Annotated in this window: 10 protein-coding genes; 8 read left to right on the top strand and 2 right to left on the bottom strand. The window is 50.7% G+C overall.

What is annotated here, in order from left to right:
• The first annotated feature begins 31 nt into the window (after positions 1-31).
• The 5 genes from KF749_09550 to uvrA all read left to right on the top strand — a co-directional run bounded on the left by KF749_09550 (position 32) and on the right by uvrA (position 8284).
• Positions 32-1591, top strand: coding sequence for a hypothetical protein (locus KF749_09550; GenBank protein MBX2991402.1), 1560 nt, complete (start codon positions 32-34; stop codon positions 1589-1591).
• 22 nt (positions 1592-1613) lie between these two features.
• Positions 1614-2540, top strand: coding sequence for a hypothetical protein (locus tag KF749_09555; protein ID MBX2991403.1), 927 nt, complete (start codon positions 1614-1616; stop codon positions 2538-2540).
• A 7-nt stretch (positions 2541-2547) separates the two neighbouring features.
• Positions 2548-3795 carry a type II and III secretion system protein gene (locus tag KF749_09560; GenBank protein MBX2991404.1) on the top strand — a complete coding sequence of 416 codons (1248 nt, stop codon included), beginning with the start codon at positions 2548-2550 and terminating at the stop codon, positions 3793-3795.
• 3 nt (positions 3796-3798) lie between these two features.
• Positions 3799-5256, top strand: a complete 1458-nt coding sequence (locus KF749_09565; GenBank protein MBX2991405.1) for a hypothetical protein — start codon at positions 3799-3801, stop codon at positions 5254-5256.
• Positions 5257-5428: 172 nt separating this feature from the next.
• A complete protein-coding gene (uvrA, locus tag KF749_09570) occupies positions 5429-8284 on the top strand; it encodes an excinuclease ABC subunit UvrA (GenBank protein ID MBX2991406.1) in 2856 nt (951 codons plus the stop codon).
• A 119-nt stretch (positions 8285-8403) separates the two neighbouring features.
• Here uvrA and KF749_09575 read toward each other — a convergent pair whose 3' ends face one another.
• Together KF749_09575 and KF749_09580 are read right to left on the bottom strand one after the other, a co-directional pair.
• On the bottom strand, positions 8404-9183 hold the full coding sequence (locus KF749_09575) for a hypothetical protein (GenBank protein ID MBX2991407.1): 780 nt from the start codon (positions 9181-9183) through the stop codon (positions 8404-8406).
• 74 nt (positions 9184-9257) lie between these two features.
• A complete protein-coding gene (locus KF749_09580) occupies positions 9258-10436 on the bottom strand; it encodes a class I SAM-dependent rRNA methyltransferase (GenBank protein MBX2991408.1) in 1179 nt (392 codons plus the stop codon).
• A 159-nt stretch (positions 10437-10595) separates the two neighbouring features.
• Here KF749_09580 and KF749_09585 point away from each other — a divergent pair, with 159 nt between their 5' ends.
• The 3 genes from KF749_09585 to KF749_09595 are packed head-to-tail and all read left to right on the top strand — an operon-like array spanning position 10596 to position 13789.
• Positions 10596-11219 (top strand): HAD-IA family hydrolase, encoded by a 624-nt coding sequence (locus KF749_09585; GenBank protein ID MBX2991409.1) that lies wholly within the window; start codon positions 10596-10598, stop codon positions 11217-11219.
• A gap of 6 nt (positions 11220-11225) precedes the next feature.
• Positions 11226-12491: a hypothetical protein gene (locus KF749_09590; GenBank protein ID MBX2991410.1), complete on the top strand. Its 1266-nt coding sequence runs from the start codon at positions 11226-11228 to the stop codon at positions 12489-12491.
• A complete protein-coding gene (locus tag KF749_09595) occupies positions 12488-13789 on the top strand; it encodes a DUF5103 domain-containing protein (protein MBX2991411.1) in 1302 nt (433 codons plus the stop codon). The genes KF749_09590 and KF749_09595 overlap by 4 nt, the downstream gene beginning before the upstream one ends.
• Positions 13790-13802 lie beyond the last annotated feature (13 nt).

Below are 13802 nucleotides of genomic sequence, written 5' to 3' on the forward strand. Positions count from 1 at the left end.
GTCACCACCGAATAACAAGGGAACAGTCGCTATGGCTATGGTAGGCGGCAAGTCAATGATAGGCCTGTTTGTTGACGGCCTCGACATCAAGCTTGCCCGTGTCGCACAAAAACGGGGCAAGGTGGTCGTTCAGGAGTTGCGTTCGGCAACGCTTATTTCCAAGCTGGAAGAAAGAAAAACGGCGGAAGCGACGATGAGTCAGACGGCCGATGACAGGGATCCTTTCCGGCTTCCTGAACTTGATTCGACCGAGCAAGCTGCCATTGCCGGCGGCGAAGACAACAATGCCATTCTGTTAGGATTGCTGTCCCAATACAAACCGAAAAGCTACTCGCTTGCCTACGGAATCTCGGAGCCATCCATTTACTATCATGCATTGGACAGTAACTTCGGCCTGAAGGGAAAGAACCTGAAGCTGCGGATTATTGATGAATTGAAGAATGTTCGAACCTTCCAGCCCACTCCCGATGCCGTAGATGCCATTCCGACGGAAGACGGGAACCTGTTGTGTGTTGTACGCGAAGATGGCCTCTCGCTTATAAATCACCTCGATAGCATTAAGGGATTTTTGGGGAATAGGGTCCCGAATATTTCCGGTATCGACAGCTCTGACATTGCTCTCATGAATATGGTGAGATCGAATTATGATCTTCAGCCCGATGAGGTGTCGGTGATTATTTATGTCGGAGCCGAGTTCACGCGCCTGATTTTTATGCACGGAACGAACTTCTACCAGTTTGCCCCGATTCTCAGCGAAGGGTACGACTCGTCGAACCTGCCGAACACGGTGTACAGCAGATTGTTACTCGAGCAAGATAACTTGAACATTCAGCGTGTCAGCAAGATCATTCTTGCGGGTGAAAGTCGACGGATAGGGTTCAAGGAATTTTTGCACCAGATGCTGCCCGATCAGGAAGTTGACTACCTGTTAACGCCGAATCTTGATGTCAGCCAGTTGCCGCCTGATCAGCAGGAAGCAGTGTCCGAGTATGCTGTTGCCATTGGCGTTGCGTGGAAGTTCCTTGATAGCTCGAACAAAGCGTTCTACCGCACAAACTTGCTTCCGGATTCTGTTCGTGAAGGTCAGCGTGTTTTCAAACTGTCATGGCACGGCTATCTGTTACTTGCCGCCATTTTCGGTTCTACACTCTTCTTCACAACGCAGATTCAGCAGAAACGGCAGGAAATCAACGAACTCAAGTCTCTTCTCGACGTCAAGTCGGCCCAGATCAGCGAAAACACAACCTTGATGAACTCGATCAGCAGCTTGCGTGACCAGCTTGGAAAGTACAACGCATCGATGGCATTGTATGATTCGCTGGTGCCGGGGGCAGACAAATTCAGCAAAGCGTTTTCCCATTTAAGTCACGGCGTAGAAGATCTGAACTCGATCTGGCTGAACGAGTTCATTGTGCCGGAAAGCGGCGAGGTAACGCTCAACGGCTTTGCCGTGAACCGATCACGCATTCCGCGTCTTTCCGCCATGTTCGAACAGGCGCTGCTGAAAGAGGTTTCAACCGAGGAAATCAGGGGTGAAACGGTGTACCGCTACAAGATAGAGGTTCCGTCCATCATGAACACGAAACAATAGGCGACGGGGAAAGGAGTAAGGCGTGTCATACAAAGTCCGAAATAGTATAGTGCTTGGTGTATTGCTGCTGCTCATCATGGGCGTTGGTACATTCGTGCGGGCGTATCACCTTCCCAAGGAGTCGAAAGCCTTGGCTGCGGAAATCGAAAAGATCGAGGAGGAATTGAGCAATACCCCGGGTCTCATCAATGAATATAACGAACTCAGCGCAACTGTTGAGGATACGAAGGCTCGATGGGAAAGTCGAAGCAAGGAAATTCCGCCGGAAGACATTACCGGCAAGACGTACGAATATTTCAGTAATCTCATTGAACGAAGCGGCGGCCTGAAATTGAACATGATATACCAGGGCCCGCAGATGAAAGACAACTATGGTTTCAACGTGTACAACTTGCGCGGCGAAGGACCGTACGCTAATCTCTACAAATTCCTCTGGCATATTGAGAACGGACGCAAGCTGTTCAAGATCAACACGTTGAATATGAAGGGGCTCGAAATTGCAGAGAATGAAAAAACAGCGGGCGATATTCTGGTAACTTTTGAAATGACGGTACACGCGTTCTACGCGGCAATTCCGGAATTGGCAAAACCGAATTCGGGACGCGAAGATACTCCTCCCTACTTGTCGCAAGATCCGTTCCTGCCGGTAATTACCGCCCTCTTGCCTCCGAACAAAACGAATCTTGTTGAGATCGAGCGTTCGGATTTGAAGGCTGTTATTCCGGGCAAAGCATTTGTCTTCGATCAGAACAACAACTTCAGAACCTTGCAGTGGGGAGATGAAGTATATCTTGGCTATGTAACGAAGCTTCTGCCGGAAGAAGGAAAAATCGAATGCACCCTGAACAAGGGAGGCATTATTGAAAAAGTGGAATTAAAGATACGATATGCTGCGGGACAACAGGCAGCGTTGGGTCAACAACCGGATTTCTTGAATAAAAAGCCTTGAGGGGAGCATGAAAACACCAACCGTCATAATCGCAATTGCGCTGTTCGTTGCTTGCATCGTGCCTGCATCAGCCCAGCCACTGAATCCCGTGGAACGCCGGGCGCTGAAAGAGTACATCTCGCCCGATGAGCTGGTGTCGATAGCACCAACAGCTTCGCTCGACAAGGCGTTCAGTGCCATCAGCGAAGTGAGCAAGAAATTCACCGGAAAAATCATCATTGATCCGGAACGCCGCAATGATCCGGTGGGCGTGGATATCACAGGAATGCAATGGAGGATCGCCCTTGAAACGATCTGCCGCAAGAACAATTTGTGGTACGACGAATACACGGGCTATTTCCAGATTGTTGCGCTGGGTAACGGTGAAGGAAAAGGACGGGATGGCGCGGCCGGAACAATGATGCCGGTCAGTGCAGAAATGCAGAAGGAAATAGCGAACATCAAGAGTCGGGAAATCAAAATCTCCGCTGTGTTTTTTGAAGTATCTCTGACGAAACTCGAAGAAGTCGGCGTCAACTGGAGCTTCATGAAGAGCAACAAGGATGTCTCAGTCAACTCGCAGTTCAAGGCGGCGGACAATGTGTCGTCTGATTTGTTTAAGATGGACGTGACTCCGAAAATCTCGTTTGCCAACATCAATGCCGTGGCACAAGTATTTTCGGCGTACGATCTGGGGGAGGTTCTCTCCGGTCCGCAACTGATTGTCCGTTCTGGTGAAAAGGGAAGAATCCAGGTCGGGCAGGATTTCTCGATCAAGGAACGTGATTTCTCAGGAAATCTCCTCGATAAGTTTTACAGCACAGGCACCATTATCGATGTGCATCCGCAGGTGATCTCGGAATCGGGTGTCAACTTCATTCACATTCAAGTTGATGTCGAGCGAAGTTCGTTGGTGCCTTCCCAGGGAAGTACCATCATCAATAAAACAAAGGCAAATACCAACGTCCTTCTTCTCGACGGGGAAGAGACAATCATCGGCGGTTTGTACAACAATGAAGTACAGGAAACACGGCTCGGCATTCCTCTATTAAAGGACCTGCCTTGGTACGTATTCGGGTTGCGGTATCTTTTCGGTTACAACAAAGACGAGGTACGCAAGAAGGAATTGATTATTCTCCTCAAAGCGGAACTTGTTCCGACGCTTCAGGAACGTGTTGCGCAAAAAGTTCAGGAAGATGGTGTGTATCAGCGATGGCAGGATGGCGTTCAGCGGCAGGTTGACCATGTAACCGGAGCAAGGAAGGAGGGACGTTAAGCAATGAGAAGAGTTCTCTTTGGAATGGGTGCAGCACTGGCTCTCGCGTTTGTCTTGAATGCATGCAGCAATGATGATACGGGGCCCAGCGCCGGCGTTGCGGTCGTATCCGGCTTCGTCAAAGATGCAAAGAACCGGATGCCGCTAAGCGGGGTTCTCGTAGAAGGCAAGGCCGGAACAACAGTGACCGCGCAGGCAACAACGGATGACCAGGGTCGTTTTGAACTTCGCTTCAATGTTGACAGCGCGATGACGGCAAAAATCTCGATCCGCAACGTCACAGGATACCGTGATACAATTGATATTTCCCTTTCAGTGAAACCCAACGAAGCAGTGTTGCGCGATATCGATCTGAATCCGAAGTCACAAGTGATTGGCGGAGGTGGCAGCACGAGCGGCCTTGCACAAACGTTTGCATTTCTCGGCGCCGACCCCATGCAGGTTTCTGTGTACGGTGTAGGAGGTCAGGAAACAGCCGTATTAGGTTTCGAGGCTCGTGATTCTCTCGGCCTTCCCGTTGACGCGGCGCATGCGGTACAAATCAACTTCAGCCTTCAGGGCGGACCGAACGGCGGCGAATATCTCTCTCCGACAACAATCACAACGAATGCAGTCGGGCGGGCGTTTATTGCGTTCAACAGTGGCACACGCTCGGGAGTTGTACAGGTGGTGGCAACGGCAAATGTTGCGGGTCGGCTTATTACGTCATCACCGGTTCGTATCGTCATCAACGCCGGCTTTGCCGATCAAGCTCATTTTACTATTGCAGCCGAGCGATACAATTTCCCGACGTGGGGTATTGCCGGTAATCGAAACAAAATCAGCGTTATTGTCGGCGACAGGTATTCGAACCCTGTGGTTATGAACACCGCCGTGTATTTCCGGACAAACGCCGGCGTTATTCAGCCGACTGTGTTTACGAATATTGATGGATTGGGATCTGCCGATCTTATCAGCGGCAATCCGTTCCCGGCAGGTCAATATGCAGCGCAACCGTACGGAAACGGTTACCATTATCTTGCCGCCCGGACCATCGGACAAGGTGGTGTTCCCGTGGAAGACAGCATCCTGGTGTTGTGGAGTGCGCATTCTGAAATCAGGAACATTACACCGCTTACGTTCAACATCGCGAATGGCGGGTCGCAGGACTTCACGTTCAGCGTCTCCGACTTCAACGGTAACCCGCTTGCAGCAGGGACAACAATTACGGTTACCGCGAGTGTGCCGCCGCCACCGGATCCGAATACGCCTGTGAACCAGGTTCAACTTGCTTTCGGGAATCAAGGAACAATTGTACTCAACGACGTGATCTTCCGGGGGGCCGGCAGTACGGATTTCAGCTTCCGGTTGAGTGATGGAACTCCGAACATCTCCAATAGTCCGACTCCCACTTCAGTTTCCATTACCGTAGCCGGGCCGAACGGTAACGCATACTATACCTTGGATGGAATCGTGCAGTAGCTGTCGCATCATCACCACATCATCAGAGCCTCTGCCGAGACGTCGCAGAGGCTCTTGCGTTTTCTTGAATAGCGTTACGGTCAGACTGAAACCTCTCTTGGGTGTGAATTGATTTTCCGCCTCCTTTGCGTTAGTTTGTTGGACAACTAAATCGTTCTCGGCGGACTATTCTATGGCAAAGCGTTCAAACGGCGGGGCCACCTCTCCTCAGGCAGCATTCAACAAAGATACAATAGTAATCCGCGGAGCGCGGGTTCACAACCTCAAGAATGTCAACCTCGATCTTCCCCGAAAGAAACTGATTGTCGTCACGGGCGTCAGTGGTTCAGGGAAATCGAGTCTTGCGTTCGACACAATTTACGCCGAAGGCCAGCGCCGGTACGTTGAAAGTCTCTCTTCGTATGCCCGCCAGTTTCTTGAGCGGATGGATAAGCCTGATGTTGATCTCATTCAGGGCATCAGTCCGGCAATGGCGATCGAGCAGAAAACAAATACCCGCAATCCTCGTTCAACAGTCGGAACCACGACGGAAATCTATGACTATCTCCGCGTACTATTTGCCCGCATAGGAAAGACCTACTGTTATAATTGCGGCAGACTGGTGACGAGAGATACCGTCCGGACTATCCTCGATTCTCTGACGCAGGAGGCAGGGGATGTGCAAACCTCTTCGCTCAAGCTCTACATCACGTTTCCTCTTCCCATTCATCACAATGAGACAGTAGATGAGGCCCTCTCCAATCTGAAAAAGGAGGGGTTCTTTCGCGTTGTCGTGAAGAACGAGATTGTGGATTTGAACGAAAGTGAGGTACCGAAGAAGATCAAGCCCGCTGAAGTTCAGGTCTTGGTCGATCGTGTCATGTTTACTGTCGGCGAGGAAAACAACCGTCTTGCCGATTCGATCGAGACTGCGTTCGCATCCGGCGGCGGAAACGCAGAGGTGGTTCTCTTGGAGAATAACAAAACGCTGAAGTTCACCCAGAATTTCGAGTGTTCTCACTGTCGTATCAGATACGAGGAACCCGACCCGCGGTTGTTTTCGTTCAATAATCCGTTTGGCGCATGCCCTGAATGCCAGGGATTTGGAAAGGCAATCGGGATTGACATGGAGTTGGTCGTTCCGATGAAAAGCAAGACCCTGCGCGAAGGGGCGATTCAACCGTGGTCAACTCCGAAGTTCAAAGAGAATGAGGGGCGAATGGTCTCGGCCGCGCGACAAGCCGGTGTACGGCTCGATGTTCCATTCAGCGATCTTTCGGAAACTGAACAGCAATTTGTTATGGAGGGACACGGAGATTTTGACGGCATTAACGGCTTTTTCAAAATGCTCGAGAAGAAATCGTACAAGATCTACTACCGGGTTCTGCTGAGCCGGTACAGAGGTTACACAACGTGCGCGGCATGCGGTGGAGCCCGACTACGCAAGGAAGCTTTGAACATCAAAGTGGCTGAAAAAGGAATTGCGGACATTGTCCGGATGACTATCGCTGAAGCCGGAGAGTTCTTCGCATCGCTTTCTCTCACACATACTGAACGGGAAATAGCAAAGCGAATTCTCGAAGAACTGGATCGGAGGCTGAAGTATCTCAACGAGGTGGGCATCGGCTATCTGACCCTTGACAGATTGTCGAATACACTTTCAGGAGGTGAATCGCAGCGGATCAATCTTGCCACCTCGCTCGGTTCTTCGCTTGTTGGGGCATTGTACGTTCTGGATGAACCAAGCATTGGCCTTCATCCCCGCGATAACGGACGACTCATCAATATCCTGAAAGCCCTTCGTGATGTCGGAAATACAGTGCTTGTGGTTGAGCATGACAGCGATATGATGCGAGAGAGCGACATCATTGTCGATATGGGGCCAAAGGCCGGAGAGTTCGGTGGTGAAATAGTCTATGCCGGACCTTCGGGAGAGATTGTCACTGATCAGAAATCTCTGACAGGAAAATACCTGAGTGGCAAGCGATCAATCGCTGTTCCTCGAAACAGAAGGCTTCCGAACAGTGCCGCAGTTATCATTGAAGGGGCGGCCGAAAACAATCTGAAGGGAATAGATGTCACCATCCCGTTGCACATGTTCGTTTGCATTACAGGTGTCAGTGGCAGCGGCAAAAGTACGCTTGTGCATGATGTTCTTTACTCGGGACTGAAGCGATTGAAGGGAGAGCCCGCCGAGAAAACGGGACGGTGTTCGGCAATTCGCGGCCACGAGCACATCAGTTCTGTCGAGATGGTTGACCAATCTCCCATAGGTCGCTCGCCCCGTTCCAATCCGATTACGTATATCCAGATTTTTGATCACATCAGAAATCTGTTTGCCGCTACGCAAGCAGCGAAGATTCACGGCTTCTTGCCCGGTCACTTTTCGTTCAACGTTCCGGGCGGACGGTGTGAAGCTTGTGAAGGTGATGGTGTGGTGAAAGTCGAGATGCAGTTCCTTGCCGATTTGTATCTGATCTGTGATTCATGCAAAGGGGCACGGTACAAGCAGGAAGTTCTTGATGTGCACTATCACGGAAAGAACATTACCGACGTGTTGGGGATGACGGTTACAGAAGCGATTCAATTCTTTTCGGCAGATGCAACAGGCAGGAAGGTTGCCCGGAAACTGAAGGTTCTTGAGGATGTGGGACTGGGCTATATCAGGCTCGGCCAATCCGCGACATCCCTTTCCGGCGGAGAAGCGCAGCGCATCAAGCTTGCTGCCCATCTTTCCGCTCCTCAACGGGGAACTCACACATTGTTCATTTTTGATGAACCGACAACCGGATTGCATTTTGACGACATTGCCAAACTGTTGACCTGCTTCTCGGCCTTGATAGATCAAGGGCATTCGGTCGTGATTATTGAGCACAATCTCGACGTCATCAAATGTGCCGACTATGTTATTGATTTGGGGCCGGAGGCTGGCGGCGGCGGCGGTGAGATTGTGGGGCAGGGTACTCCTGAAAAACTGGCCAAAATTGCGGAGTCACACACGGGCAGATTCCTCAGGAGGTGCCTCTTTCCGGAAAAGTCGTCTAAGTGACTGATGTCACATCGGAGGGGATGGGATTATACTACATTGATACCGCAGCAGTTACTGAAAGGCATTGGTACTTCGACGGATTTAGGGGAGATCCTAGGAAGTGCTGATGCCTTTCGCCATTAGTAGGCCATTCCAACATTCAGGGTGATAAAGAACCCGCCAAAATCCTTCTTGGTAGCAAGCACTTCACCTGCAGTTCGTTCTTTGTACAACGAGGGAAGCCCGTCGCCAAAAATATAAGTGAAATAGTACCGGAAATTCACACCAAACACATTCGCCTTCTCGTTTCCGAAGTTCGCCCCAACACCGATGAATCCTCCCGCAGTGTAATGGGTTCGTGCCTTTCCCAGACTTTTGAAAAATTCGACCTGTTGCGATTGAACGGCTCCTCCGACGGTTCTAAATTCTGTAAATGGAGCCGACAGAACAATAGCCGGACCTGCTCCGATATTGATGAACGGGCGAAAGTTGTCGGCAATCTCCTCCCGGAAGAGTCTTTGCTGTACCCCGAACATTAGCGGCATAACGAGAAAGCGCTGCAACTTTCCGGGAGTAAAACTCTGTCCGGAGAAGTAATTGTATTGTTCCACTTCGCGTTCATCTTTTGATTCTGAGATGGAGAACGTGGCGAAGCCCGAAAGGTCCTCCGTGAACTCACGTTTGTAGAACATTCCGAGGCCGAATCCGTCATTCGAAACAAGAACATCCAGCCCCCACGCATTACGGTAGACCGGCTCTTCGAAATCACCGTCGGTAATCACCACAGTTGTGTCCGGCTTGAGAGCGGAGCCGAAGACGATGCTTCTTGTCGAATTGTCGGGAGCGGGAGGAGTTTGTGCCGCTGCAAATGATGTAAGCACGACAAACGCCACCACCACCAAACCTGGCTTCCTTTTCATAACTCCTCCTGCGTAATACATTCCCGTTTCTCAGACCTCTTGTGCAAGATAGTCGGTTTGACGTTGAGAATCAATCACAGCACTCTCACAACCGCAAACTTCAGATAACGCGTCTCGGGCATTGCCGGTAACACCGGGTGATCAGGTGCCGCTCCGCGCCAATCCAGCAGTTGTATCCTGCGGCCTGTTTTTGTTGCCATCGAATCGATGATATCGAGAAATACCCCGGATTCGATATGATGCGAACATGAGGCGGTCAAGAGTATTCCGCCCTCTCTTATAATACGATAAACTCCGGCATGGAGTTCCCTGTACCCCTGTTTTGCCGACTGAACATTCTTCTTGCTTTTGGTGAACGAGGGCGGGTCAAGAACAACAACGTCGAATGTTCTTCCTTCGGCGTGAAGTTTCTTCAGGGAATCAAATACGTCTGCCTGCTCGAAGGTAACACGCGTCAGTTGGTTGAGTGCTGCGTTTGCGGTCGCCCGTTTCACTGCATCTGCGGAAGCATCGATGCCGAGTACGGATTGTGCACCTGCATCTGCAGCGTGCAACGCGAACCCGCCGTCATTGCAAAAGCAATCAAGCACTTCGGCATCCGGGGCAAACCGTCGAATGGTCAACCTGTTCTCCCTCTGGTCGAGAAAGAAGCCGGTCTTCTGACCCTCGAGTACATCAACCGAGAATCTCAAACCCTCGTTTTCAACAATCGTACATCCGGCTTCACCCCGAAGGACACCTTTTCGCTGGGGAAGCTTCTCCAGATCACGCAATGGTGACTCATTGCGTTCAATAATCCCTTTAGGCTGCAACAGGGATTCAAGAATGTCGCAGATTGATTGCAGCCGGGCATCCATTCCAAATGAGAATGTCTGAACGGAAAGAAATTCGTTAAACTTGTCCACAATCAACCCGGGTAAGAAATCGCTTTCACTGAAGGCAAGCCTGAACATGTTTCCCGACGGATAGAGTTTCTTTCGAAGATCCAGCGCTTGCTGCAGTCTCTTTCTGAAGAAGTCTTGATCGATATCTTCAACGACGGTTGAGAGCAGTCGAGCGCTGATCAAGGAGTGGGGGTTGTAGAATCCGACGCCAAGCGTTTTGCCTCCGGCCGACAGGAGTTCAACGACATCCCCGATGAGCGGGGTTCCTTTCGTCTCGCGAATTTCATTGCTGAAGACCCACGGGTGGCCCGACAGAATGCGTCCTTCTTCCTTGTTTTTTAGGATGATTTGTTTCTCGAGGTGGCCCATGATGACTTCAAGGTACCAAGAGGTGAGCCGAATAGCAACACATGGTTTTATTGATACTCGCTGTCAATCTGCGTATCTTTTATAAAATAGTCACCCACAATGAGACTCCTTCAAGGGAACTGTGTGAAGAACGGTCAATTCCCCTGTGTAATTTTTGATATGGATGGGACCCTGACGCAAACAAACGATCTCATCTTCGCCAGCTTCAACCATATCACGCAAAAGTACCTCGGCAAAACCTTCACACCAAAAGAAATCATCAGTTTTTTCGGGCCACCGGAGGAAGGGGCAATTAAGAAGCTGCTTGGGGCTGATCAAGTCGAGAAGGCAATGGATGAACTGTGCGAGGCATACCAATCCCGCCATGCAGAATTGGCCCGGCTTCATTCGGGGATCGAAGATGTATTGGCCCTTCTGAAGGGACAAGGAAGAACGCTGGCAGTGTTTACCGGCAAAGGCCGTCGAACCGCCTCGATTACACTGGAGGCGTTCAATATTGCGCCCTATTTTGATGTTGTCGTTTCCGGAAACGACGTGGTGAACCACAAACCGCATCCGGAGGGAATCTGCAAGGTGCTGGAAAAATACTCGCTAACGGCTGACAGGGTGTTGATGGTGGGTGATTCAATGGCCGACGTACATGCGTCGCAGAGCGCGCGGGTGAAAATGGCAGCTGTTCTTTGGGATTCATACGACAAGGAACGGGTGCTTGCGGCCCGCACTGATTTTGTTTTTCACAACGTAAGCGAAATGTTCGAGTGGTTTCATAGTAACTCTTATTGACGTTCCGTGACAATATTGTCTTCCGAACATACGCTGTACAAATACCTTTCCCGCTACGGGGTTCCTCTCATCATACTTGTCTATTATGTAACGGCCGCGGAGCGGTTCGACTATACGCCCGAAAGTACATTTGCGACGCTGATCGGAGTGAAGGAAGGAGATGCAAGCTCGCTGTGGATGGTACTTCTGACGCTTTTTGATTCTTTCAGCCTCGATCTTCTTCTTGCGGCAAAAACCCTCAGCCTGCTCTTTTGCAGTGGTTCGCTTCTGTTCATGTTTTTCGTTGCGTATGAAGTGTTGCGCGATCATCTGTCGGCGTTCTGCGTGACCCTGGCGATTTCGATGCAGGCGTGGTTTCTGCAATTAGGACCTTCGGGCAGCGGAGTTGCCTTTGCCTTGTTGCTCAGTCTCGCAGCGTTGTTTTTTATGTTGAGGAACGACTATTTGCTTGCAACGGTGTTTGCCGCATTTGGCGGAATGGTGGCATGGCAACTTACCGGGCTGCTTTTCGTCATCTTGTTCGATGTCTCCATCAACTCGATCAGCAAAACCCGGTCGGCGAAGGTTGCCGCCAGCATAGTGATGGTGTTTGCAGGAATTGTGTTGCCGTGGGTGTTGTATGGTGCGTACACATCCCTTTTGTTGATCCCTAATGAAATTCATGTGAGTGATGTACCGGTCATTTCTCCGCAACTATCGTTCATGACGGTTCTGCTTGTCGGATTGATGTTCGTGGGCATCGTTCTGCTCGCGACCCGCGACCGTGAACTGCTCCGCTCCCATTCGGCAATTGTGTTGTGGACTGTTACTGTGCCGTTTCTGCACACCATCATGCTTGCGGTGGCGCTGCCGCTTATTCTGACATTTGCTTTTCTTTCCCTGAGGCTGATTGTCGGGATGACGGGATTCCCGCGTGCGGGTGACGCGGTAGTTGTGTTGCTGGCAACCGCGCTTCTCGCATACAGTCAGTTCGTCTCCCGACCGCCGGTCTATGATCTCATGGACCGGAATATCTCGACAACAGCTGAAATGAAGTCCGCCGGGTTATGGCTCAAAACACATATGAATGACGATCAAACAGTGTCCGTGCCGGCATCGTATGGCTGGGCTGTGCGATTCTATTCAGAAAAAATGATCGGTGTTTCGGAAACGGATTTTGTTCTTTCGGATCAGAGTGAACTGCCGGGCTTCGGCGTAGTGTTCGAACCTGCATCGGATGATCCCCACGTGCATGCCATAGGGCAACGCTACAAAATCTGGAGGCGGTTGTGATTGTTCGAACGATGTGTCTTCTTCTCTGCTGTGCTCAACTTCTTGTCGCCCGGGAAGGCGAACCGGTTCTTCGCGGCCTCTCGGTGTATGCAGGCAATGATGAAGCGAATCCCCCGATTGTGCTTCGCAAAAACCTCGACCGTGAAGGAAGGCCGGCAGGCAAGTACGGCCATATTACGATTCAATTCGATGTTCTTGCAAGCGAGCCACCCGATCTCAAAATCCGGTTTCAGCACTGCAATCGTGATTGGGTTGTGGATGATAACTTGTTCGTCAACAACATCAACTACAACACATCATTCTCTCTGAAGTTTGTCACTTCTCCCGGCGGAGTTCAGGGCTATACATACCGGTATGTCAACACATTTCCCGACGCCGATGACGCTGTCCGGTTTGAGTACTCCGGCAACTGGATCTTCAAAATCATGAACAAGAGTGAGACGATCGTGTTTGCCCACGGCCGGTTTTTTGTTGTTGATGATCTTGTACCGACCGCCGTTGCCGTGACGAACGAATATTTCACTGAAAGCGCATCACCCTACAATCAAATTCACACAGTGGCCGCCCGTGTGACATTGCCGGATGAAGCCGATGCCTATTTTTTCACTACTGTTGATGTGTATCAGAACAGGCGGTTCTACCATCCGTACCGCATTGATACGTGGGACAGGAATCGCTATACACATGTCGAAGGCATCAACACAGGTGAGCGTGTCTTCAAGATCATGAATATCATGCCGGGCAACGAATATCGCGTCCTCGATTTGGGCAACGTGACCCGCTACCCGAATAATTCATTGGTGCGTCCGGTTGACGGTGCTGACCAGATGCGGCTGTTCTGGCGAACGGGTTCCGACAGAAACGGAACAGCGACGCTGAATAACTATACGGGGCTCAATTCGGATTACCTTGAAGTGCTGTTCAGACTCGATATGACCCTCTCCGACTATCGTTCTCTGACGAGCGGCGGAAGAAGTATTTATCTTGTCGGTCCGTTCAACTTCTGGAATCCCGCCGGGGATGATAAACTGATGTGGGACGAAAACGAGCGTTCGTATGTTGTCAAAAAGCTGCTGCGTCGCGGAATCTATGACTATCAATATCTCACGGGAACGTGGGATGCGCGTACTCAGGAGGTGGCAAATCAGGATTGGCTTGCCATTGAAGGAAACGATTGGCGCACAACAAACACGTACACGGTTTTTGTGTATTTCAACGATCCGCGCTTCGGCGGGTTTGACAGAATTGTGGGGTTAGGGCGGGGCAGCAGCAGTCAGCAACTCCCCGGCTCTCACTAAGCGTTTAACACTT

It is taken from the genome of Bacteroidota bacterium, assembly GCA_019637975.1.
In the GTDB taxonomy this organism is placed as follows: Bacteria; Bacteroidota; Ignavibacteria; order UBA10030; family UBA6906; genus CAADGV01.